Origin of the sequence: Pseudomonas sp. WS 5010 (assembly GCF_012985565.1) — a bacterium.
Taxonomy (GTDB): domain Bacteria; phylum Pseudomonadota; class Gammaproteobacteria; order Pseudomonadales; family Pseudomonadaceae; genus Aquipseudomonas.
Window position 1 is genome coordinate 370476 of record NZ_JAAQWQ010000006.1, and the last position, 23218, is coordinate 393693.

Sequence of the window (23218 nt, forward strand, 5' to 3'; positions counted from 1 at the left end):
GGAAAAGATGCATAGATTGCCGGAGTTTACCGAGCAGGCAAACGTCTGTATATGTATATACAAATAAACACACGACCGGGGTGCCTTGATCATGTCCGCTTTCTTTGCCGAACGCGCGCTGCTGCCTAATGGATGGGCCACTGATGTACGCCTTGAAGTCAGCGCCGATGGCCTGCTGACCAACGTGACGGCCAATGCCAGCGCAGACGGCGCCGAACGACTGAGAGGCCCTGTGTTGCCGGGCATGCCGAACCTGCACTCCCATGCGTTTCAACGGGCCATGGCGGGGCTAGCGGAAGTCGCCGGCAACCCCAATGACAGTTTCTGGACCTGGCGCGACCTGATGTACCGCATGGTCGGCCAGATCAGCCCCGAGCAATTGCAGGTCATCGCCCGCCAGCTGTATATCGAGATGCTCAAGGCCGGCTACACCTCGGTCGCCGAGTTCCACTATGTGCACCACGATATCAGCGGCCAGCCTTACAGCGACCCCACCGAACTGTCGCGCCAGATCAGCCTGGCCGCGGCCAGCAGCGGGATCGGCCTGACCTTGCTGCCAGTGCTGTACAGCCACTCGGGCTTTGGCGGCCAGGCGCCGAACGACGGCCAGCGCCGCTTTATCAACAGCACCGATAACTATCTGGAGCTGCAAGCGCGCCTGCAACCGATCCTGGCGGCACAACCGGCCCAGCAACTGGGCCTGTGTTTCCACTCATTGCGCGCGGTAACGCCGCAACAGATCAGCGCAGTGCTGGCCGCCAGCGACCAGGCCTGCCCGGTGCACATCCACATCGCCGAGCAGCAAAAGGAAGTCGATGACTGCCTGGCCTGGAGCGGCAAGCGCCCACTGCAATGGCTGTATGACAATGTGCACGTCGACCAGCGCTGGTGCCTGGTGCACGCCACCCACGCCAACCCCGACGAAGTGACATTGATGGCCAACAGCCGGGCGATCGCCGGGCTGTGCCTGACCACCGAGGCCAACCTGGGCGACGGGATCTTCCCGGCGGTGGACTTCCTGGCCCAGGGTGGGCGCATGGGGATTGGGTCGGACAGCCATGTGTCCTTGAGCGTGGTCGAAGAACTGCGCTGGCTGGAATACGGCCAGCGCCTGCGCGACCAGCGGCGAAACCGGCTGTATCGCAGCGATCAACCGATGGTCGGCCGCACCCTGTATGACGCAGCCCTGGACGGCGGCGCGCAGGCGCTGGGGCAACCGATTGGCCGCCTGGAAGTCGGCAAGCGTGCGGACTGGCTGGTGCTCGATGGCAATGATCCGTACCTGGCGACGGCCCATGAGGATGGCATTCTTAATCGCTGGTTGTTTGCCGGAGGGGATCGGCAGGTGCGCGATGTGCTGGTCAACGGCCAGTGGGTGGTGCGCGATGGGCATCATGCGGGCGAGGAAGAGAGCAGCCGGGCCTTCACGAAAGTCCTCAGAGACCTACTGTCTTAAGAACAACACATAACCCCTGTAGGAGCGGGCTTGCCCGCGATAGCCGTGTGTCAGTCGAAATCGTCATCGACTGGCCCGCCGCCATCGCAGGCAAGCCAGCTCCCACATTGGGTAATGTGATGCCCTTCTGGCTTTGCAAAAAACCAGCAAAAAAAGAGCGGGCTTTATGGCATGCCCGCCCTTCTTTACTCGACCTTGTTTCGGGTTACTGCGAGGTCTTGGCCATCTGTTTGTCCGACGTACGCCAGATCAACCGTGTGGTGTCGTAACCCTGCTGGCGCGCCCGGCTCAGCAGGTCTTCACGGGTGTCGGCGCTGACGGTCGGCGTGCGTGACAGCAGCCACATATAGCGCCGGCTCGGGCTGCCGACGATGGCGGTCTTGTAGTCATCGCTGACATACAACACCCAGTAATCGCCCTTGGCCACGCCCGGTAGCAACGCGGTGAACCAGTTATTGAATTCGACCCACAGCTTGTCGGTCTTGCCCGGTACCTGCGGCGTGGCCGTGCCCTTGGCTTCTTCCCACTTCCACTCGGTGGTCAGGCAACGGTTGAACACTGACATGTCGCCATCGGGCAACAGGGAGTAGCGGGCCTCGGATTGCGCGCAGTTGCGCTGGAAGTACATGGGCAAGCGGGCCAGTTCGTACCAGGTGCCCTGGTAACGCTTGAGGTTGACGCTGCCGACAGTCTTGGGTTGCAGATCATCGCCAGAATGGCTGGCGCAGCCTGCCAAAAACAGGCTGGCGCAAAGGTATAAAACGAAACGCATCATTCTTCTTCTCCCGCAGGCTTGCGCCCCGGTTTACTTCAGGCCTTGCCCGGAAAACATCAGAACTTTGTCACCGGCGTACTGCACGCTGATAAAGCTGTTTTTATCGCCCCAGGTGCAACTGGACATGCCCAGTGCGCCAGAACAATCGGTGGGCTTGCCCAGCAACGACTCCACTTCAGCCTTGGCCATGCCAGCCGAGAGCTTCTGGTAATTTTCCTGGGTGACCTTGCTGCAAGCGGCCAACAGCACGCAAAAGCACAAGAGGGCGAGACGGCGTAACGACATGGTAGAGCTCCTGGAGGGACACGCAGCAGTGGGGGTCTGCCAGAAGCTTAGAAGGGAAAAGGGGGGTCTGGTTCCCGGAGGGGGGTGGTATTTCTTTTTTCTGCGAGGTGGCCTTTTTCGACAAATTTTCAGAGGAGTAAAGCGCCGCCTTTCGTCGATCAGGATGAGACTTCAGCCCCCTGATGACTGAATAAAGACTAAAATCAGTCCCAATTTCGAGCAGAGGGGTCATGTCATGAAATTCTCATCTCAGATAAAGCCGATCAGTTACCTCAAAAGCCATACCGCAGAGATCGTCAAAAACCTCACAGAAAGCCGTGAGCCGCTGGTCATCACCCAAAACGGTGAGGCCAAGCTAGTCGTAATGGATGTGAAGAGCTTTGAAGAACAAGCAGAAACCATGGCGCTGTTGAAGCTTTTAGCACTGGGCAACCGACAGATTGAGCTGGGCCAGTTTGAGGATATGGAGGACGTGTTCGCTGAACTGGATCAGGACGAAGCTCAATGACTTATCGAGTTGTTATTCTTCAATCTGCAAAAAAAGATCTGAAAGAAATCAAGTCCTACCTTACACGACAGTTCTCTACATCAACCTGGCAACAGACCTACGAGTCGCTTAAACAGGCTTTACGTCGCCTGGAAACCCAACCGTTTACAGGCTCGATGCCGGAAGAAATCGAGCAGTTGAACCTGACCCAGTACCGCCAGATTATCAGCGGAATGAACCGGATCATCTACGAAATCCGCGGCCAGGTCCTCTACATCCACATCATTGCCGACACTCGCAAGAATTTGCAGGCACTGCTGTTCAAAAATCTGACCCAATAAAAAGCCCCGAAACACTGAAAGCATTTCGGGGCTTCTTTAGCGCAAGACCTTAGGCCTTGTGGTAACCGGTCACACGCGCCACTTCTTCCTTGGACCCCAGGAACACCGCCACACGCTGGTGCAGGCCTTCAGGCTGGATGTCGAGGATGCGCTGGTGGCCGTCAGTCGAGGCACCGCCCGCCTGCTCAACCAGGAACGACATCGGGTTGGCTTCGTACATCAGGCGCAGTTTGCCCGGCTTGGACGGCTCGCGGCTGTCGCGTGGGTACATGAACAGGCCACCACGGGTCAGGATGCGGTGCACGTCGGCAACCATCGCGGCCACCCAGCGCATGTTGAAGTTTTTCTTCAGCGGGCCTTCTTCGCCTTCCATCAGCTCGTTGACGTAGCGCTTGACCGGTTCTTCCCAGTGGCGCTGGTTGGACATGTTGATCGCGAATTCCTGGGTCGAGGCAGGAATGGAGATGTCTTCGTGGGTCAGCACGAAGCTGCCCATTTCGCGGTCCAGGGTGAAGCCCTTGACGCCATCACCCAGGGTCAGCACCAGCATGGTCTGCGGGCCGTAGATCGCGTAGCCAGCGGCAACCTGTTCGGTGCCTGGCTGCAGGAAGGCCTTTTCGTTCAGCGCTTCGTTCTGGCTCAGGTATTCGTTAGGGCAACGCAGCACCGAGAAGATGGTGCCGACTGGCGCGTTGATGTCGATGTTCGACGAGCCGTCCAGTGGGTCGAATACCAGCAGGTACGCGCCTTTAGGGTATTTGCCCGGGATCTGGTAGGCATTGTCCATTTCTTCGGACGCCATGCCGGCCAGGTGACCGCCCCATTCGTTGGCTTCGAGCAGGATTTCGTTGGAAATCACGTCGAGTTTCTTCTGCACTTCGCCTTGCACGTTTTCAGTGCCCATGCTGCCCAGGACGCCGCCCAGCGCGCCCTTGGACACGGCGTGGCTGATTTCCTTGCAAGCACGCGCCACCACTTCGATCAGGAAGCGCAGATCGGCAGGGGTGTTGTTGCTGCGGGTCTGCTCAATCAAATAGCGACTCAGGGTAACGCGGGACATGGACGGCTCCGGAGAATGGGGGGGCTAAAAACCCGCGCAGTTTAGCGCGAGTCGGGGCGCATTTCCTCCTATCAGACGAGATAAGACTGACAGAGTTCATGTAGGCCCCGGCTCAGGGCCTGGCCGGCGGCTTGCGCAGCAGACTGTAGGCCATCGCCCCAAGTGCCGCCACGCCCAGTAACAGCACGGCCCACAGGCCGATTGTCTTCCAGTGGATACCTGCGGCATTTGGCGCAGGCGGTGTACTGGCGCGCCACGCGCCATCGACCCGGGCCTGGCCCAGAGTCGCGAGGCGCTGCGGGGTGTAGCCGGGAATCAAGGTGGTCAGTGCCAGGTTCGCGGCCTTGGCCGACGGGTTGCCCAGCGCCAGGGTAAACGGTGGTTCGCCCCGCGCCAGGAACACCACTTGCGTGGCCCGCACGGCAAAACTCAACGCCGGCGCCTGCGCCCCCAGGCCACCGCCCCGTTCGTCCACCTCCAGCTTGAGCTGCCGCACCGGATAGCCCGGCAGTTGCAGTTGATCTTGGGTGACTTCTTGCCCGCCTTGCGCCAAGCGATAGAGCAAACCACGGCTCAACGGCTGCCATGCCTGCTTGCTGTCCTGACGCCCTTGCAGCCCCACCGGCGCCAGGCTGTTGGGCTGACGCAACTCAACGCGCACCCGCTCGATGTTCAACACCCCAGGCAGCTGCCAGCTGTACTGCCCAGGCTCCAGGGTGCTGCCGGCCAAAGGCTCGGACCACACCAGCGACAGCGGCAGGCTGCTGGTGCTTTGCACTTCAATGGAGGTCAACTCGGGCGCGGCCTGGCCTTGCCATAGCAGGCGCAGGTAGCGCGCCGACTGCCCTGGCAAGGCGACTTCACGCTGCTCCACCCGATCCTCGGCAAATGCCAGGCGCGCCACCTGCCCTTCGCCCCAGGAGCGCCACTGCTGCAAATCGTCACTGGCTTCGATGCTGAAACGCTGGAAACCCTCGTGCTCGGCGGGCCAGTCGAGGATCAGCTTTTGCAACGGCGCCTTGACTGCACTGGCATCGAGCAACCAGCCACGGCGCACCTGCGCACCGGTCGGCACCTCGCTGGACGGCTGCACCTGCACCAGGGTGCCCGTGGCGCTGGATTGCACGCGCACGCTGGGCACACTGTCGCTGGCATTGTCGGCGGCATAGAGCGGGAAGCCCTTCAGCCGGGCCCGGTTGTTTGCGCTTGCGGCCGACTGCCGCACTAATGCATATGCCTGGGGTTCGCCCGCCGCGTTGAACACCCGCAGGTCACCGAGATCCGCCTGGCTGGCGCTCAATTGCACCGTCAGCGGCAACTCCAGGCGATACCAGGGGCCGTCGCCGCTGACGGTCAGCGGCACTTGGGTGGTGAAGTCGGCGAGGCCTTCTGCGGCCGACGCCGATAACGCGGCGCACAGGCCCACCAGTGCAATACTCAGTTTGCCGATCAAGAGGACGCTCCTTGGGTTTGAACCTCGGGTTCACTGCGCTTGGGCGGCAGCGGAGCAAAATAGCCCACCACCAGCAACAGCCCGCCCACGCCGATAAACGACACGATCCGCTCCAGCCCGCCACGGTTGCTCAGCTCCACGAGGAACAACTTGGCGACCACTACGCCGATCAGCACCGCGCCGACCAGCCACACTTCCCGGCGATTGCGCAGGTGCCCGCCGATCATCAGGCCCAGGGCAATCAGGGTCCAGACAATCGACAGGCCGGCCTGGACCAACATTGAGTCGAGCAACGCATCCAGATGAAACGGCACGCCGCCCCAATGGTGCGCCGCGCGCATCACCAATGCGGTGAAAAAGGCGAACAGCGAGACCCCGGCAACGCCCTGGGCAATCCACGGGGTGCGGCTGCCCAGTTGCGGCGCCGCGCTGCGCGCCCACAGGTACACGCCCAGCAGCGCAAACAGCAGGCCCAGGTCCAAGGGGTTGAGCAACGGCACATACGGCAATGGCCTGGCCGTGCCGTCGCTGAAAATATTGGCCAGCCAGAACCACACCAGCATCAGCGCGGCCAACGGCAGCGCGGCCAGCAGGCGGTATTCACGCGCATAAGCAGATATCGGCCATGGCCACTGGCGCGGCGTAGCGACGGCTATCAGGTACAGGCTGGGGAAAATCGCCCAGCCCAGCCAGCGCCAGGCGTTGTAGTGCACCGAAAGCACCAACAGGCCATAGCGCAGCTCCAGGGCGAGCATGCCGATCAGCATCCAGCAGCCCAGCACATGGGCGACGCTCAGGGCCTTTGCCGCCGCCAGGTCGGCCAAATAACGCAGCGCGATGAAATGCACGGCGAACACCGCCAGCCAGGCCAACCAGCCCAATTCGGCCGCCGGGTGGTAATAGCGATGCAACGACACCAGCACCACCAGCGCCGCCGCTGGCATCAGCAACAGGCAGAGGGTACCCAGCGCGGCCCAGCGCAGGCGCAACGCCAGCAACATCCACAACGCCGCGCTGGCCGAAGCCGCCGCCAACAGGAACGCGGCTTGCAACTCTGGCGGGGTGAAGCGCAGCACTTCATGGTTCAGCGCCAATACCCACCACGCCGCGCCCCAGGCCAGCAGGCCGTTGGAAAGATGGGGCAACTTGAGCCGTCGATCACTGCCCTGCAAGCGCCAGGCGCCGACAAATGCGGCCAACCCCACCAGCATCGGCGCCCAGAAACCGATATGCCGAAACGCCGGCAGTTCTTCGCCGCCCCATGACGTGAGCATGAGCAACGCCCCCGCCAGCACTTGCACGCCAAGCGCGCAGAACAGGAAGGTGCGCGAAGCGATCTGCCAGCCGACGAACACCGTCACCAGCCCGGCCAGCGCCCAACTGATCGCGGTGCCCTGCTCGGCCAACAGCAACGGTGCCAATAGATACACAAAGCCCAGGCCAAGGCCGGCCAGGACCGGCAAGCCCTGGCGCTCCCACTTCGAGGTCTGCTCCAGCGCGGCCGTGCGCAGTTGCTGGAAGCTGAACAGCAACGCCACGCCGAGCAACAAGGCGCCCAGCGCCGCGCCGTCCAGCAGCGTGTGTTCGCCCACGTCCAGCTCACTGAGAAAGGCCAGCGCCGAGCCCAGTTGCAACAGCAGGCCGAACCCGCGCGCCAACGCTCGCTGCTGACGCAGGCCAAGCCAGAGGATGCCAGCGCCTTCCACCGCCCAGGCTGCGGCGGTCCAGCGCGCGTCCAGGCCCAGGGGGATCGCCAGGCTGGCGAAGATCACGCCCAGGGCCAGGCAGGTTTCTGCCAGCAACACGGTGCGCCCACCGCTGAGCACACGCGCCAGGACCATATAGATGATCCCCAACGCCAGTGCGCTGAATGCCGGAGCGAAGGCCAGGTGTTGCACCAAGGTGAACTGCAAACCAAACGCCACCAGCGGCGGGCCGAACAACAGGCCGCCATCCACATAATCACCCTTGGCCGCCGACCAGCGCAGCAGCGCGCCACGGCTGTCATCGGCCGGGGCGTCGGGGGGTTCCAGGAGTTTGCGCCGCGCAAACAGCAGGCCGATGGCCAGGTACATCAGGAAGAACAGGATCAGGAACGGCTCGGTACTCCACAGCAGTTCCGGGGTGTAGGAACGAATCCCCCAGGCGAAGCCAATGCCGAAGGTGCCGGCAAAGCCAATCACATTGAGCAGGCGCCAGGCCTTGAACCAGGCGATGGCGAGGATCCCGGCGTTGAGCAGGGCGAAGTAACTGAACAGCGCCACATGGCTGCCTTCGCCAGTGGACGCCAGGATCGGCGCGGCAAACCCGCCGAGGGCTGCGGCGCAGGCCAGGCCGATGGCGTCCTGGGTAATCGCCAGGATCGCCGAAAACACCGTCACCGCCACCAGCAGGCCCAGCGCCGCACCCGGATCGAGCAGCGGGTGCAGGCGCATGGCGGCGAACACCGTCAGGTACAACACGGCAATGCCCGTGCCTTGCAGGATCAGCGCGTAATTGCCCCGGCGCAGGCGCAGCCACCAACCCAGGCCCAGCAAGCCCAGGGCGCAGGCGGCGACACCGGCGTAGCGCATCTCGATCGGCACCACCATGCCTTCGGTGGCATAACGCAGCAAAAATGCCAGGCCCAAGAACAGCAACACCACGCCGACCCGCAGCACGGTATTGCCACCCAGCAGCCAGTTGCGCGCGGCGCCGATGGCACGTTCGATCAGGTTGGGGCTACGGGGGATTTCGGGTTCAGCTTCGCGGGCAACGGCGGCCGGTTTCCACAGGTCGTCCGGCAGCGGTTGGCTCGGTTCGGGAGCAGGGGTGGATTGCAGTTCGGCGGGCAGCTCCCAGACCAGCTCTGGGGCGGGCGCGGGTTCGGCCCTGGACGGTTCAACCTGAGGCGGCTTTTCCAGCAGCGCGAGGCGTTGTTCCAGCGCCTTTACGGCACTGCCCAGGTTCGACAGGCGAATGGCCTGGCCAACCCCCAAACCCAGTAGTGCACCGAAGCCTGCATCACTAAACGATTCATCCAGCGCCCAGCCGAGCACCAGGCCAATGAGCATGAACATCCATTGCATGGTCCAAATCCCTAAGCAAACCGAGGCCCAGTATATAGACGCATAACCAATGTGGGAGCGGGCTTGCTCGCGATAGCGGTGCATCAGTCACCTATTTGCTAACTGACGCAGCGCTATCGCGAGCAAGCCCGCTCCCACATTTTGCTCCTGCGGCGTTTAGTCCAGGGCTTTCCAGATTTCGGTCGCATACTCGCGGATGGTACGGTCCGACGAGAACCACCCGGTACGCGCGGTGTTGAGCACCGCTGAACGCCACCATTCCTTGGAGTCATGCCAATGGGCTTCGACCCGCGCCTGGGCGTCCCAATAGGCGTCAAAATCGGCACACACCAGGAAGCGATCGTAGGCGATCAACGAGTCGATCAACCCCACATAGCGCCCCGGATCGTCCGGCGAGAACACCCCGCCACGAATTGCCTGCAGCACGTCGTTCAAGCGATGGGAGGCCGCGATATCCGGGCCGGCATTGAATTCACCCGCCTGTTTGCGCGCTTCGACCTGCTCGGCGCTGAGGCCGAAGATAAACATGTGCTCGCCGCCGATGCGCTCGTGCATCTCGACATTGGCGCCATCCATGGTGCCGATGGTCAGCGCGCCATTGAGGCCGAACTTCATGTTGCTGGTACCCGAGGCCTCGAACCCGGCGGTGGAGATCTGCTCTGACAGGTCCGCCGCCGGAATGATGTTTTCCGCCAGGCTGACGTTGTAGTTGGGCAGGAACACCACCTTGAGCAGGCCGCGCACGGTCGGGTCGTTATTGACCGTACGCGCGATGTCGTTGGTCAGTTTGATGATCAGCTTGGCCTGGTGATAACTGGCCGCCGCCTTGCCGGCGAAGATTTTCACCCGCGGCACCCAATCCACCTCCGGCTCGGCACGAATCGCCTGGTACAGGGCGACGGTGTGCAGCAGGTTCAGCAACTGGCGCTTGTACTCGTGGATGCGCTTGACCTGCACATCGAACATCGCCGCCGGGTTGACCGAGATCCCCAGGCGCTCATGGATGATATCGGCCAGTACGCGTTTGCTGTGCAGGCGCTGCTCAGCGAAGGCCTTGCGGAACGCCTGCTTCTCGGCAAAGGTTTCCAGCTCCACCAGGCGCTGTTCCATGTTGTCGAGAATGTCCGGGCCCAGGGCTTCTACCAGCATCGCGGTGAGCTTGGGGTTGGCCTGGAACAGCCAGCGGCGGAAGGTGATGCCGTTGGTCTTGTTGTTGATACGGTCGGGGTAGAGCTTGTGCAGTTCGGAAAACACCGTGCTGCGCATCAACTGGGTGTGCAGCCCGGACACGCCGTTGACGCTGTGGGAGCCAAGGAACGCCAGGTTGCCCATGCGCACGCGGCGACCGTTGTCTTCTTCGATCAGCGACACTGCGCGCAGCACGTCGAAATCGTGGATGCCCTTGGCCCGCAGCGAATCGATGTGCTGGGCGTTGATCAGGTAGATGATCTGCATATGCCGGGGCAGCATGCGTTCCATCAGGCCAACGGGCCAGGTTTCCAGGGCCTCGGGAAGCAGCGTGTGGTTGGTGTAGGAAAGCGTCTCCACCGTAACCTGCCAGGCCGCATCCCAGGCGATGTCGTGCAGGTCGACCAATTGGCGCATCAACTCGGCCACGGCGATGGACGGGTGGGTGTCGTTGAGCTGGATGGCCGCGTGTTCGCCCAGGCTCAGCACCGAGCCGTGCATGTTTTTGTGGCGCCGCAGCAGGTCTTGCAGGGAAGCCGAGACGAAGAAGTATTCCTGGCGCAGGCGCAATTCCTGCCCTGCTTCGGTGCTGTCGGCCGGGTAAAGCACCCTGGAGATGCTTTCGGCACGGGCCACTTCGGCAACGGCGCCCAAATGGTCACCGGCGTTGAAGCGCTCCAGGTGCAGGTCTTCGACAGCTCGCGCACGCCACAGGCGCAAGGTGTTCACACTGGCACCGCGCCAGCCGACTACCGGGGTGTCGTAGGCCACCGCGCGCACGGTTTCATTGGGCGACCAGACCTGTATCGACTTGCCGGACGCATCCAGCACGGTCTCGACGCTGCCGCCGAAGCCGATCGGGTAGATCACTTCGGCGCGCTCGAACTCCCAGGGGTTGCCGAAATCCAGCCAGCGCTCGGTCTGTTCCTGCTGCCAGCCATCGACAATCGCTTGGCGAAACAGCCCGTGTTCATAACGAATGCCATAGCCATGGCCGGCAATGCCCAGGGTCGACATGCTTTCCATAAAGCACGCGGCCAGGCGGCCCAGGCCACCGTTGCCCAGGGCCGCATCGGGCTCCAGCAGGCGGATGCGCTCCAGGTCCACACCCAGCTCGCCGAGGGCTTCGCGCGCCACCTCCAGCAGGCCGAGGTTGCTCAGGCTGTCAAACAGCAAACGGCCGATCAAGAACTCCAGGGACAGGTAATACACCCGCTTCTGCCCACGCCGGTAGATGTGCCGGGTGTGATCCATCCAGTGGTCGACCATGTGGTCGCGCGCCGCCAGGGCAATGGCTTCGAACCAGTCATGGTCGAAGGCGTGATCGGGATCCTTGCCCACCGCATAAGTGAGTTTGGTCAAGACAGCATCGCGAAACGCGGCTACCTCTGCTTCTCGTACAAGCGGTTCCTGAGACATCGGTGCGACCTCGGGCGAGATAGAAGAAGGGAAATCCTAGAGCCTAGACGGTCTGACCCATGGCATGGCTGACGGTTCGGCAGTTTTTTCACTCATTCACGCATGCAGGTTTTAGATGCAGGGGCCGTGCCCGTTTACGCCACCAAGCAGCCTTTGAGCCGAAACCCGCAAAATATTGTTCAAAAAATCACCAATCCCGGTATGATCGCGCGCCCGGACAAAGCCCCTCTTGGAAACCTGATGAAGCCTCAACTGATCGCCGCCGCGGAACTCGACCGTCTCGAAACGTGGCAGAAATACTCCAGCCACATGTGCGGCGGCTGCACGTCCAACTGCTGCACCCTGCCGGTTGAGGTGAAGATCAAGGATTTGATCCGCATTGGCATCGTCGATGAATTCGAGCGTGGCGACCCGCCGAAGAACATCGCCAAGCGCTTGCAGAAGGAAGGCATCGTCGAGCGCTTCAACTCCAAGTCCGAGATCTTTACCCTGCAGCGCATGAGCAACAACGATTGCCTGTACCTGGATCGTAAGACGCGCTTCTGCACTATTTATGACAAACGCCCGGATACCTGCCGCAATCACCCCAAGATCGGGCCGCGCCCAGGGTATTGCGCGTACAAGCCCAAGGAAGTGGTGCGCGAGACCAAGTTGCGCACGCTCGACAAGTTCTAAATGTTGGTTACCTGACAGATCGCCATCGCAGGCAAGCCAGCTCCCACAGTTGATCGCGTTCATCCTCAATAAACTCGGTCAATGTGGGAGCCGGGCTTGCCCGCGATGAGGCAAGGCCAGACACCACACAATCTGCAGGCATAAAAAAACGCCCCCGGCCAACAGGCCGGGGGCGTTTTTATTCAGCTGGAACTAAGTATCAGTTCTTAGCCTTTTTGGCAGCGCGGGTACGCTCGCCTTCGTCCAGGATCTTCTTGCGAAGACGGATGGACTTAGGCGTCACTTCGCACAGCTCGTCGTCCTGGATGAATTCCAGGGCCTGTTCCAGGGTGAAGCGAACAGGTGGAACCAGGGCGATGGTTTCGTCTTTACCCGAAGCACGCATGTTGTCGAGCTTCTTGCCTTTGGTTGGGTTGACGCCCATGTCGTTGTCACGGCTGTTCAAGCCAACGATCTGACCGTTGTAGATCTCTTGACCGTGTTCAACGAACAGCTTGCCACGCGCCTGGAGAGTTTCCAGGGAGTAGGTCAGCGCCTTGCCGGTTTCTACCGATACCAGAACACCGTTCTGACGGCCGGACATGTCGCCGGACTTCATGGTGTCGTAGCGATCGAAGATCGAGGTCAGGATGCCAGCACCGTTGGTCAGGGTCAGGAACTGGTTACGGAAACCGATCAGACCACGAGCAGGGATGTTGTATTCCAGACGCACACGGCCTTTGCCATCCGGCACCATGTTGGTCAGGTCGCCCTTACGCAGGCCCATCTCTTCCATGACCTTGCCCTGGGATTCTTCAGGGGTGTCGATGGTGACGTTTTCGAACGGTTCCTGCTTCACGCCGTCAACGGTACGGATGATCACTTCCGGACGACCAACGCCCATTTCGAAGCCTTCGCGACGCATGGTTTCGATCAGTACCGAGAGGTGCAGCTCACCACGGCCGGAAACCTTGAACTTGTCAGCCGAGTCGCCTTCTTCAACGCGCAGTGCAACGTTGTACAGCAGCTCTTTGTCCAGACGTTCCTTGATGTTACGGGAAGTCACGAACTTGCCTTCTTTACCGCAGAAAGGCGAGTCGTTTACCTGGAAGGTCATGGAAACGGTTGGCTCGTCGACGGTCAGAGGCTTCATCGCCTCGACAGTGTCCGGCTGGCACAGGGTGTCGGAGATGAACAGCGAGTCCATACCGCTTACGCACACGATGTCGCCGGCGAAAGCTTCTTCAACGTCGATGCGGTGCAGGCCGTGGTGACCCATCAGCTTGAGGATACGACCGTTGCGCTTCTTGCCGTCGGCGCCGATAGCCACAACCGGGGTGTTCGGCTTGACGCTACCGCGAGCGATACGGCCAACACCGATAACACCCAGGAAGCTGTTGTAGTCCAGTGCCGAGATTTGCATCTGGAACGGGCCTTCACGGTCAACCTTCGGCGGTGGAACGTGGTCAACGATCGCCTGGTACAGCGGGGTCATGTCTTCCGCCATGGCGGTGTGTTCCAGACCGGCAATACCGTTCAGGGCAGAGGCGTAGATCACTTGGAAATCAAGTTGCTCTTCGGTAGCACCCAGGTTGTCGAACAGGTCGAAGATCTGGTCCAGAACCCAGTCCGGACGCGCGCCTGGACGGTCAACCTTGTTGATGCACACGATCGGACGCAGGCCGGCTTCGAAAGCCTTCTTGGTCACGAAACGGGTTTGCGGCATAGGGCCGTCTTGAGCGTCAACCAGCAGCAGAACGGAGTCAACCATCGACATTACGCGTTCTACTTCGCCGCCGAAGTCGGCGTGGCCCGGGGTGTCCACGATGTTGATGTGGTAGCCGTTCCAGTTGATGGCGGTGTTTTTCGCCAGGATGGTAATACCGCGCTCTTTTTCCTGGTCGTTGGAGTCCATCACGCGCTCGTCGTTGAGCTCGTTGCGCTCCAGGGTGCCGGATTGACGCAGGAGTTTGTCTACCAGGGTGGTTTTACCATGGTCAACGTGGGCAATGATGGCGATGTTACGTAGATTTTCGATCACTTGTGTATCTCGATCAGAGGATTCGGTGTGCTGACAGGTCGTGGCAGCGATTAACAGTAGAGTCAGGCCTTGCCGTTACAGCTTGACGGCAGAGTCGGGGGGCCGGTGACGCAGGCCACAGGCAAACAGCCCCGGGCTCTTAGCTCGGTCGATAAACGCGCACATTGGCATGCCCCTCACTGAGCAAATGGTGGGCATGCAGGCGACTCATCACGCCTTTGTCGCAATACAGCAGGTACTGACGGCTGTTATCCAGTTCCTTGAAACGCGCGTTCAGTGCATAGAACGGCAGCGTTTGCACGTCGATGCCAGCGACTTCCAGCGGCTCGTCGCAAGCGGCATCCGGGTGACGGATGTCGATGACGATCTGGCCGGCCAGTGCTTCGCTGACTTCTTCGATCTGCACATCCTGGCCCAGTTCGTCGATTACCCGATCGATCGGCACCAGTTTGGCGTTCTCGAGCGCTCGCTCCAGAATCGCCATGTCGAATTCTTTCTCTTCATGCTCCACGCGGTAGCGCTTGGCATGGGTCTTGGGGTTCACCGAAATGACCCCGCAATACTCTGGCATGTGCTTGGCGAAATCAGCGGTGCCGATTTCGTTGGCCAGGTCGATGATGTCTTGCTTGTGGCTGGCGATCAGCGGGCGCAATACCAACTTGTCGGTCACGCAGTCGATCACAGACAGGTTCGGCAGGGTCTGGCTGGAGACCTGGGAAATCGCCTCGCCGGTGACCAGCGCTTCGATTTGCAGGCGGTCGGCGATTTTCGACGCTGCGCGCAACATCATACGCTTCAATACGACGCCCATATGACCGTTATCGACTTTTCCGAGAATTTCTCCCAGGACTTCCTCGAACGGCACGCTGACAAACAGCACGCGCTGGGAGCTGCCGTACTTCTTCCAGATATAGTGCGCGACTTCCATCACGCCCAATTCGTGTGCACGCCCGCCCAGGTTAAAGAAGCAGAAGTGGCTCATCAGGCCGCGGCGCATGATCTGGTAGGCCGCCACGGTGGAGTCGAAACCGCCGGACATCAGCACCAGAGTCTGCTCCAGCGCGCCCAGCGGGTAGCCGCCGATGCTGTTGTGCTGGCTGTGGATCACAAACAACCGTTGGTCGCGAATTTCGATGCGCACTTCGATTTGCGGCTCTTTCAGCGAGATTCCAGCCGCGCCGCACTCACGACGCAGCTTGCTGCCGACGTATTTCTCGACGTCCATGGAGCTGAACGGGTGCTTGCCCGCGCGCTTGCAACGCACCGAAAAAATCTTGCCCGCAAGGCTGTTGCCAAAGTGCAGTTTGCATTTTTCAGTGATGTCGTCGAAGTCGCCCAGCGGGTACTCGTCAACCTGCAGGAAATGCGCGATGCCCGGCATGCAGCTCAGGCGCTCGGTCATATCTTTCAAGGCTTTAGGGTCGCTGACGCGGGTTTCCAGCTCGAGATTGTCCCACACACCGTTCACCACCACGGCCGGGTCCAGGTCACGGAGCACAGCGCGGATGTTCTTGGCCAATTGACGGATGAAACGCATCCGTACCGGTCGGCTCTTGATGGTGATCTCGGGGAAGACTTTAACGATTAATTTCATGGAAACAGCGCGCGCAGGGCCAGCCGAAAAAGGGGGGCGCGGATTATAGCGGAAATCGCTCAAGGTTTAACCAGTTAATATACAAACGGCATGCAGCGCACCAAAGAGGTGCATTTAAGACTGTTTGCGCTACATTGCAGTGCGCGAATTTTGCCGTTTTGACGATTTGCACCTTTATAGGAGCCATTTTGAGGCAAAAAACCCATGTCGGGGCACTGGCATGCAATTTGCTCTCTTGTGAGGCAGGTTGCCATGGCGGACTATCCGCGCCGGCATCACCCACATTCTAAGGGCTACTCCACTACCCAAGCCCGAAGCCACCCGGAGGACACTATGTCGAAGTCGGTTCAACTCATCAAAGATCATGACGTTAAATGGATTGATCTGCGCTTCACGGACACCAAAGGCACTCAGCACCACGTGACCATGCCGGCTCGCGACGCGCTGGATGACGCCTTCTTCGAAGAAGGCAAAATGTTCGACGGCTCCTCTATCGCTGGCTGGAAAGGCATCGAAGCCTCCGACATGATCCTGATGCCGGACGACTCCACCGCCGTACTCGACCCGTTCACCGAAGAGCCGACGCTGATCATCGTCTGCGACGTGATCGAGCCTTCGACCATGCAGGGCTACGACCGCGACCCACGTGCGATCGCCAAGCGTGCCGAGGAATACCTCAAGTCCACCGGTATCGGTGACACCGTATTCGTGGGCCCGGAGCCTGAGTTCTTCATCTTTGACCAAGTGAAGTTCAAGTCCGACATCTCCGGCTCCATGTTCAAAATCTTCTCCGACCAAGGTTCGTGGATGTCCGACCAGGACGTGGAAGGCGGCAACCATGGCCACCGTCCAGGCGTCAAAGGCGGCTACTTCCCGGTTCCACCGTTCGACCACGACCACGAAATCCGTACCTCCATGTGCAACGCCATGGAAGACATGGGCCTGGTCATCGAAGTTCACCACCACGAAGTGGCAACTGCCGGCCAGAACGAAATCGGTGTGAAGTTCAACACCCTGGTGGCCAAGGCTGACGAAGTACAGACCCTCAAGTACTGCGTACACAACGTGGCTGTGGCCTACGGCCGTACCGCTACCTTCATGCCTAAGCCTCTGTACGGCGATAACGGTTCGGGTATGCACGTTCACCTGTCCATCGCCAAAGATGGCAAGAACACCTTCGCTGGCGAAGGTTATGCCGGCCTGTCCGACACTGCCCTGTACTTCATCGGCGGCATCATCAAGCACGGTAAGGCCCTGAACGGCTTCACCAACCCGTCGACCAACTCCTACAAGCGTCTGGTCCCAGGTTTCGAAGCGCCAGTGATGCTGGCCTACTCGGCGCGCAACCGTTCCGCTTCGATCCGTATTCCTTACGTGTCCAGCCCTCGCGCTCGCCGTATCGAAGCACGCTTCCCGGATCCAGCAGCCAACCCGTACCTGGGCTTCGCTGCCCTGCTGATGGCTGGCCTGGACGGCATCCAGAACAAGATCCACCCAGGCGACGCCGCCGACAAGAACTTGTACGACCTGCCGCCTGAAGAGGCCAAAGAGATCCCACAAGTGTGCGGCAGCCTGAAAGAAGCCCTGGAAGAGCTGGACAAGGGCCGTGCGTTCCTGACCAAAGGCGGCGTGTTCAGCGACGACTTTATCGATGCCTACATCGCCCTGAAAAGCGAAGAAGAAATCAAGGTCCGCACCTTCGTACACCCACTGGAATACGAGCTGTACTACAGCTGCTGATCCGGTAGCGCCGCTTAGTGGCGTGACAAAAAGGCCTCCTTCGGGAGGTCTTTTTTTTGCCTGAAACAATGACTATCCACCTTTGCAACCCCCATCAAAACTGTAGGAGCTGGCTTGCCTGCGATGGCGGTGTATCTGTCGCATCACGACTGACTGAACCACCGCTATCGCAGGCAAGCCAGCTCCTACAGTTTGATGGGGTGCTTCCAGGAAATATTTGATCGCTGAACAGAATGTGGGGATTCGCACTATATTGGTGCGATAGGTTGCACCCATGCCCACCAGCCAACCCATTTTGGGTCGAAATCTCCCGAGCAGGCTGGCAGAGCGCCATAGTTTCGCGCCTCAAGCCCCCATTTCAGGGCTTTTACGCTTCTTTTCGGAGCCTTGGTTTGGTTTTTGCATTTTCCTGGTATCAGCGTGTGCCTCAAGCCCACGCCTTGCTCCAAAAGAGGTCCTAATGACCATCAGCGACGCACTGCACCGCTTGCTACTCGACAACCTGACCACCGCGACCATCCTGCTCAATGACGAACTGCGCCTTGAGTACATGAACCCCGCGGCGGAGATGCTCCTGGCCATCAGCGGCCAGCGCAGCCATGGGCAATTTATCAGCGAGCTGTTCACCGAGTCCGCCGAGGCCTTGAGTTCCTTGCGCCAGGCCGTGGAGCAGGCCCACCCGTTCACCAAGCGTGAAGCGATGCTCACGGCCCTCACCGGCCAGACCCTGACCGTCGACTACGCGGTAACACCGATCCTGAGCCACGGCGCCACCTTGCTGCTGCTGGAGGTGCATCCCCGTGATCGCCTGCTGCGCATCACCAAGGAAGAGGCCCAGCTGTCCAAACAGGAAACCAGCAAGATGCTGGTGCGTGGCCTGGCCCATGAGATCAAGAACCCGCTGGGCGGGATTCGCGGCGCTGCGCAGCTGCTGGCCCGCGAGTTGCCGGATGAAAACCTCAAGGACTACACCAACGTCATCATCGAAGAGGCGGACCGCCTGCGCAACCTGGTGGACCGCATGCTCGGCTCCAACAAGCTGCCGTCGCTGGCGATGACCAATGTGCATGAAGTGCTGGAGCGCGTCTGCCAGTTGGTGGAGGCCGAAAGCCAGGGCTGCATCACCCTGGTGCGCGACTACGACCCGAGCATTCCCGACGTGTTGATCGACCGCGAGCAGATGATCCAGGCGGTGCTCAATATCGTACGTAACGCCATGCAGGCCATCAGCAGCCAGAACGAGCTGCGCCTGGGCCGCATCAGCCTGCGTACCCGCGCCTTGCGCCAGTTCACCATCGGCCATGTGCGCCATCGCCTGGTGACCAAGGTCGAGATCATCGACAACGGCCCGGGCATCCCGGCCGAACTGCAAGAAACCATTTTCTTCCCAATGGTCAGCGGTCGCCCGGACGGTACCGGGCTGGGCCTGGCCATTACCCAGAACATCATCAGCCAGCACCAGGGCCTGATCGAATGTGAAAGCCATCCCGGCCACACGACCTTTTCGATCTTTCTGCCACTGGAACAAGGAGCCCCATCGACATGAGCCGTAGTGAAACTGTCTGGATCGTCGATGACGACCGTTCCATCCGCTGGGTCCTGGAGAAAGCCTTGCAACAGGAAGGCATGACCACCCAAAGCTTCGACAGCGCCGACGGGGTGATGAGCCGCCTGGCGCGCCAGCAGCCCGACGTGATCATCTCTGATATTCGCATGCCCGGCGCCAGCGGCCTGGACTTGCTGGCGCGGATCCGCGAGCAGCACCCGCGCTTGCCGGTGATTATCATGACCGCGCACTCGGACCTGGACAGCGCTGTCGCGTCGTATCAGGGCGGCGCCTTCGAGTACCTGCCCAAGCCGTTCGACGTTGATGAGGCGGTGGCGCTGGTCAAGCGCGCCAACCAGCACGCCCAGGAACAGCAAGGCCAGGCCGTGGAACCGACCCTGACCCGCACCCCGGAAATCATCGGTGAAGCACCGGCGATGCAGGAAGTGTTTCGCGCCATCGGGCGCCTGAGCCACTCCAACATCACCGTGCTGATCAACGGTGAGTCCGGGACCGGTAAAGAGCTGGTGGCCCATGCCCTGCACCGTCACAGCCCGCGGGCGGCCTCGCCGTTCATCGCGTTGAACATGGCGGCGATCCCCAAGGACTTGATGGAGTCCGAGCTGTTCGGCCATGAAAAAGGCGCGTTCACCGGCGCGGCCAACCTGCGTCGCGGGCGCTTTGAACAGGCGGACGGCGGCACGCTGTTTCTCGATGAAATCGGCGATATGCCCGCCGACACCCAGACTCGGCTGCTGCGAGTGTTGGCCGATGGGGAGTTCTATCGTGTCGGCGGTCATACGCCGGTCAAGGTCGACGTACGGATCATCGCCGCGACCCACCAGAACCTGGAAACCCTGGTGCACGCTGGCAAGTTTCGCGAGGATTTGTTCCATCGCCTGAATGTGATCCGCATCCACATCCCGCGCATGTCGGACCGTCGCGAAGATATCCCGACCCTGGCCCGCCACTTCCTCAGCCGCGCCGCCCAGGAGCTGGCGGTAGAGCCCAAGCTGCTGAAGACGGAAACCGAGGAGTACCTGAAGAACCTGCCGTGGCCGGGCAACGTGCGCCAGCTGGAAAATACCTGCCGCTGGATCACGGTGATGGCGTCCGGGCGCGAGGTGCATATCAGCGACCTGCCGCCGGAGTTGTTGAACCTGCCGCAGGATTCGGCGCCGGTGACCAACTGGGAACAGGCCCTGCGCCAGTGGGCCGACCAGGCCCTGGCCCGTGGCCAGTCGAGCCTGCTGGACAGCGCCGTGCCGACCTTTGAGCGGATCATGATCGAAACCGCCCTCAAGCACACCGCCGGCAGGCGTCGTGATGCCGCCGTGCTGCTGGGCTGGGGCCGCAACACCTTGACCCGCAAGATCAAGGAGTTGGGGATGAAGGTCGATGGTGGGGATGATGATGAGGGCGAAGAGGGCTGAGCACAGCTTTCCTTTGTAGGAGCTGGCTTGCCAGCGATGCATGCACCTCGGTTTTTCAGTGAGACCGCGGTGATGCTATCGCTGGCAAGCCAGCTCCTACATTGTTTTGTGCAATCGCAAAAAACCATGCACCGCTTCAACGCACCATGAACCGCTATCGCGCACGAACTCCAGGCCGCTTTCAAAAAACTCTGAACCCTGAAAACGCCAAAGCCCCGTAATCCGGGGCTTTACGCTTTATAAAAGAATTTCCTCAGACAAATTCGCCATTCTGGCACGCCCCCTGCAATACCTCTGGTACTACCCAGTTTCGGGGACCTTGGTACAGGCAGGCCGAGAATCCCCTCTTTAATTCGAGCTTCAAACCGTTTTGGGAGCCCTGGTACAGGCAGGCCGGGAACTCCCTCTTTTATTGCTCCAGGAGATGGATCTCCAGTCGCCAGCGGTCATCGACCGCCTTGCCCGACCATTCCCCACGCAGCGGCCGTGCCGCCACCAGGTTCAACAGCAAGCCGCCATCGGTCTTGCGCACGCGCCAGTTCACATCCTTGTCATTGACCTTCAATTGCCCCGCCTGGGCCTGGCCCTGGGCGTCGAACAGCAGCGCCACGGTGCCGTCGATATGCTCGCCGTGCAGCTTCGGCTCGCTGTTGAACCACACCACCAGGCCATCGCTGCCAGGCTCTACCTGCAGCAAGGCGGTTGGGTCCGAGGTGGTCAGGCGACCGATCATCAAGCCCACCATCAACCCGACAATCGCCAGCGAACCCAGGACGCGGGGCAATAGCTGCGGCCTGGGGTCGTCTTCAGGGGTAGAATGCGCTGCATCTTTATCTTCGGAGCCGTGCATGTTTCACGTCATCCTTTTTCAACCAGAAATTCCGCCGAATACCGGCAACGTTATCAGGCTGTGCGCCAACAGTGGCTGCCACCTGCATTTGATCGAGCCGCTGGGCTTCGAGATGGACGACAAGCGCCTGCGCCGCGCGGGCCTGGACTATCACGAGTACGCCACCCTGCAGCGTCACGCCGACCTCGCCAGTTGCCTGGAGAGCCTGGGGCACCCGCGCCTGTTTGCGTTCACCACCAAGGGCTCGCGGCCGTTTCACGATGCCAGCTTTGCCGAGGGCGATGCCTTCCTGTTCGGCCCCGAAAGCCGTGGCCTGCCGGCAGACGTGCTCGACGCCCTGCCCGACGGCCAGCGCCTGCGCCTGCCGATGCGCGAGGGCTGCCGCAGCCTGAACCTGTCCAACACCGTGGCCGTCGCCGTCTACGAAGGCTGGCGCCAGCTCGGTTTCAAATAACCCGCCTAAACAAATGTGGGAGCGGGCGTGTGTGGGAGCCGGGCTTGCCCGCGATGCAGGCACCTCGGTGTGTCAGTCACACAGAGGTGATGCTATCGCTGGCAAGCCAGCTCCCACACACGCCCGCTCCCACATTTAGAGCGGCGTCGGGTTCAGCTTACTGAACCGTCGGTGCGCCTTCCTGTTGCATGCGCTGCAGCTCTTGCGCATACAGGGCATCGAAGTTCACCGGGGCCAGCATCAGGGCCGGGAACGAACCACGGGTAACCAGGCTGTCCAGGGTCTCGCGGGCATACGGGAACAGGATGTTCGGGCAGAACGCGCCCAGGGTGTGGCTCATGGACGCATCGTCCAGGCCCTGGATCAGGAAGATACCGGCCTGTTGCACTTCAGCGATGAATGCCACTTCTTCACCGTTCTTCACGGTGACCGACAGGGTCAGTACCACTTCGTGGAAGTCGCCTTCGAGCTGCTTCTGACGGGTGTTCAGATCCAGGCCGACGCTTGGGGTCCACTCCTGGCGGAAGATCGCCGGGCTTTTCGGCGCTTCGAACGACAGGTCACGCACGTAGATACGCTGCAGGGAAAATTGTGGGCCTTGAGCCTCTTCTGCTGCCGCTTCGATGTTCGGTTGGTCAGTCATCTCGCAGATCCTTCTTGATCTTGGGGTCTTTTAGGTTTTTGGAGTCAGACGTGAAGCAGCGCGTCGAGTTTACCGGCGCGCTCCAGGGCGAACAGGTCGTCGCATCCACCGATGTGCTTGTCACCGATCCAGATCTGCGGAACGGATGAACGCCCTGCCTTCTTGGTCATTTCGGCACGCACCGAGGGTTTGCCATCGACCTTGATCTCTTCGAATGCAACGCCCTTCTTCTGCAGCAACGCCTTGGCATCCCGGCAAAAAGGGCAATAATCGCTGGAATAAACGACAACCTGGCTCATATCACTTCACCAACGGCAGGTTATCGGCGCGCCAGCTGGAGATACCACCCGACAGCTTGGCGGCGGTGAAACCGCTCTTCATCATTTCGCGGGCATGGCCACCGGAGTGCTGGCCCTGGGCGTCGACCAGGATAATGGTCTTGGCCTTGTGCTTTTCCAGCTCGGCGATGCGGGCGATCAGCTTGTCCTGGGGGATATTCAGCGCGCCAACGATATGGCCGGCGGCAAAGTCCTTGGCCGGGCGGATGTCGACGACAACGGCCTGGTCCTTGTTGACCAGCGCGGTCAGCTCGGCGGTGCTGAGGCTACGGCCGCCACGGCTCACTTCATGAGCAATCAGCAGCGCCAGCAGTACAACGAAGGCACCGACCAGCAGATAGTGAGAGGTAGCAAATGCAATCAGGTGATCAACCATCAAGGAGGTTCCAGGGC

Annotated in this window: 20 protein-coding genes; 8 read left to right on the forward strand and 12 right to left on the reverse strand. The window is 60.8% G+C overall.

Going from position 1 to position 23218, the window contains the following annotated elements:
- Positions 1 to 91 precede the first annotated feature (91 nt).
- A complete protein-coding gene (locus HBO11_RS21765) occupies positions 92 to 1456 on the forward strand; it encodes a formimidoylglutamate deiminase (protein WP_169955657.1) in 1365 nt (454 codons plus the stop codon).
- 205 nt (positions 1457 to 1661) lie between these two features.
- Here HBO11_RS21765 and HBO11_RS21770 read toward each other — a convergent pair whose 3' ends face one another.
- Together HBO11_RS21770 and HBO11_RS21775 are read right to left on the reverse strand one after the other, a co-directional pair.
- A complete protein-coding gene (locus HBO11_RS21770) occupies positions 1662 to 2231 on the reverse strand; it encodes a lipocalin family protein (protein WP_032862264.1) in 570 nt (189 codons plus the stop codon).
- Between the two features lie 30 nt (positions 2232 to 2261).
- Positions 2262 to 2516, reverse strand: a complete 255-nt coding sequence (locus HBO11_RS21775) for a lipoprotein (RefSeq protein ID WP_038445326.1) — start codon at positions 2514 to 2516, stop codon at positions 2262 to 2264.
- A 235-nt stretch (positions 2517 to 2751) separates the two neighbouring features.
- Here HBO11_RS21775 and HBO11_RS21780 point away from each other — a divergent pair, with 235 nt between their 5' ends.
- Both HBO11_RS21780 and HBO11_RS21785 read left to right on the forward strand, forming a co-directional pair.
- Positions 2752 to 3024 (forward strand): type II toxin-antitoxin system Phd/YefM family antitoxin, encoded by a 273-nt coding sequence (locus HBO11_RS21780; RefSeq protein WP_169955656.1) that lies wholly within the window; start codon positions 2752 to 2754, stop codon positions 3022 to 3024.
- Positions 3021 to 3344 carry a type II toxin-antitoxin system RelE/ParE family toxin gene (locus tag HBO11_RS21785; RefSeq protein WP_169955655.1) on the forward strand — a complete coding sequence of 108 codons (324 nt, stop codon included), beginning with the start codon at positions 3021 to 3023 and terminating at the stop codon, positions 3342 to 3344. Before HBO11_RS21780 ends, HBO11_RS21785 begins: the two co-directional genes overlap by 4 nt.
- A gap of 49 nt (positions 3345 to 3393) precedes the next feature.
- Here the strand turns inward: HBO11_RS21785 and HBO11_RS21790 are convergent, their stop codons facing one another.
- The 4 genes from HBO11_RS21790 to HBO11_RS21805 form a co-directional block, all read right to left on the reverse strand.
- A complete protein-coding gene (locus HBO11_RS21790) occupies positions 3394 to 4404 on the reverse strand; it encodes a class 1 fructose-bisphosphatase (protein WP_057437154.1) in 1011 nt (336 codons plus the stop codon).
- 112 nt (positions 4405 to 4516) lie between these two features.
- Positions 4517 to 5854 (reverse strand): DUF3999 domain-containing protein, encoded by a 1338-nt coding sequence (locus HBO11_RS21795; protein ID WP_169955681.1) that lies wholly within the window; start codon positions 5852 to 5854, stop codon positions 4517 to 4519.
- Positions 5854 to 8925, reverse strand: coding sequence for a DUF2339 domain-containing protein (locus tag HBO11_RS21800; RefSeq protein ID WP_169955654.1), 3072 nt, complete (start codon positions 8923 to 8925; stop codon positions 5854 to 5856). The genes HBO11_RS21795 and HBO11_RS21800 overlap by 1 nt, the downstream gene beginning before the upstream one ends.
- A gap of 156 nt (positions 8926 to 9081) precedes the next feature.
- On the reverse strand, positions 9082 to 11532 hold the full coding sequence (locus HBO11_RS21805; protein WP_169955653.1) for a glycogen/starch/alpha-glucan phosphorylase: 2451 nt from the start codon (positions 11530 to 11532) through the stop codon (positions 9082 to 9084).
- A gap of 240 nt (positions 11533 to 11772) precedes the next feature.
- Here HBO11_RS21805 and HBO11_RS21810 point away from each other — a divergent pair, with 240 nt between their 5' ends.
- The gene (locus HBO11_RS21810; protein WP_032862271.1) at positions 11773 to 12207 is read left to right on the forward strand and encodes a YkgJ family cysteine cluster protein; all 435 of its coding nucleotides are present in this window, start codon (positions 11773 to 11775) and stop codon (positions 12205 to 12207) included.
- A 199-nt stretch (positions 12208 to 12406) separates the two neighbouring features.
- Here the strand turns inward: HBO11_RS21810 and typA are convergent, their stop codons facing one another.
- A complete protein-coding gene (gene typA / locus HBO11_RS21815; RefSeq protein WP_053140412.1) occupies positions 12407 to 14227 on the reverse strand; it encodes a translational GTPase TypA in 1821 nt (606 codons plus the stop codon).
- A 139-nt stretch (positions 14228 to 14366) separates the two neighbouring features.
- On the reverse strand, positions 14367 to 15821 hold the full coding sequence (gene thiI, locus HBO11_RS21820) for a tRNA uracil 4-sulfurtransferase ThiI (protein ID WP_169955652.1): 1455 nt from the start codon (positions 15819 to 15821) through the stop codon (positions 14367 to 14369).
- Between the two features lie 333 nt (positions 15822 to 16154).
- Here thiI and glnA point away from each other — a divergent pair, with 333 nt between their 5' ends.
- The 3 genes from glnA to ntrC all read left to right on the forward strand — a co-directional run bounded on the left by glnA (position 16155) and on the right by ntrC (position 20540).
- Positions 16155 to 17561: a glutamate--ammonia ligase gene (gene glnA, locus HBO11_RS21825; RefSeq protein ID WP_029295916.1), complete on the forward strand. Its 1407-nt coding sequence runs from the start codon at positions 16155 to 16157 to the stop codon at positions 17559 to 17561.
- Positions 17562 to 18021: 460 nt separating this feature from the next.
- Entirely contained in the window at positions 18022 to 19107 is a 1086-nt protein-coding gene (gene glnL, locus HBO11_RS21830) for a nitrogen regulation protein NR(II) (RefSeq protein ID WP_003218001.1), read from the forward strand.
- On the forward strand, positions 19104 to 20540 hold the full coding sequence (gene ntrC / locus HBO11_RS21835; RefSeq protein WP_169955651.1) for a nitrogen regulation protein NR(I): 1437 nt from the start codon (positions 19104 to 19106) through the stop codon (positions 20538 to 20540). Before glnL ends, ntrC begins: the two co-directional genes overlap by 4 nt.
- 409 nt (positions 20541 to 20949) lie before the next feature.
- Here the strand turns inward: ntrC and HBO11_RS21840 are convergent, their stop codons facing one another.
- Positions 20950 to 21390, reverse strand: coding sequence for a hypothetical protein (locus HBO11_RS21840; RefSeq protein ID WP_169955650.1), 441 nt, complete (start codon positions 21388 to 21390; stop codon positions 20950 to 20952).
- Here HBO11_RS21840 and HBO11_RS21845 point away from each other — a divergent pair.
- A complete protein-coding gene (locus HBO11_RS21845) occupies positions 21389 to 21844 on the forward strand; it encodes a tRNA (cytidine(34)-2'-O)-methyltransferase (RefSeq protein ID WP_029295910.1) in 456 nt (151 codons plus the stop codon). The genes HBO11_RS21840 and HBO11_RS21845 overlap by 2 nt on opposite strands.
- A gap of 157 nt (positions 21845 to 22001) precedes the next feature.
- Here the strand turns inward: HBO11_RS21845 and secB are convergent, their stop codons facing one another.
- From secB to HBO11_RS21860, 3 genes are read right to left on the reverse strand one after another with little or no spacing between them, the layout of a single operon-like run.
- Positions 22002 to 22487 carry a protein-export chaperone SecB gene (gene secB / locus HBO11_RS21850; RefSeq protein WP_057437139.1) on the reverse strand — a complete coding sequence of 162 codons (486 nt, stop codon included), beginning with the start codon at positions 22485 to 22487 and terminating at the stop codon, positions 22002 to 22004.
- 44 nt (positions 22488 to 22531) lie between these two features.
- Complete coding sequence (gene grxC, locus HBO11_RS21855) at positions 22532 to 22786, reverse strand: glutaredoxin 3 (RefSeq protein WP_170058949.1); 255 nt, start codon at positions 22784 to 22786, stop codon at positions 22532 to 22534.
- A 1-nt stretch (position 22787) separates the two neighbouring features.
- Positions 22788 to 23201, reverse strand: a complete 414-nt coding sequence (locus tag HBO11_RS21860) for a rhodanese-like domain-containing protein (protein WP_029295907.1) — start codon at positions 23199 to 23201, stop codon at positions 22788 to 22790.
- Positions 23202 to 23218 lie beyond the last annotated feature (17 nt).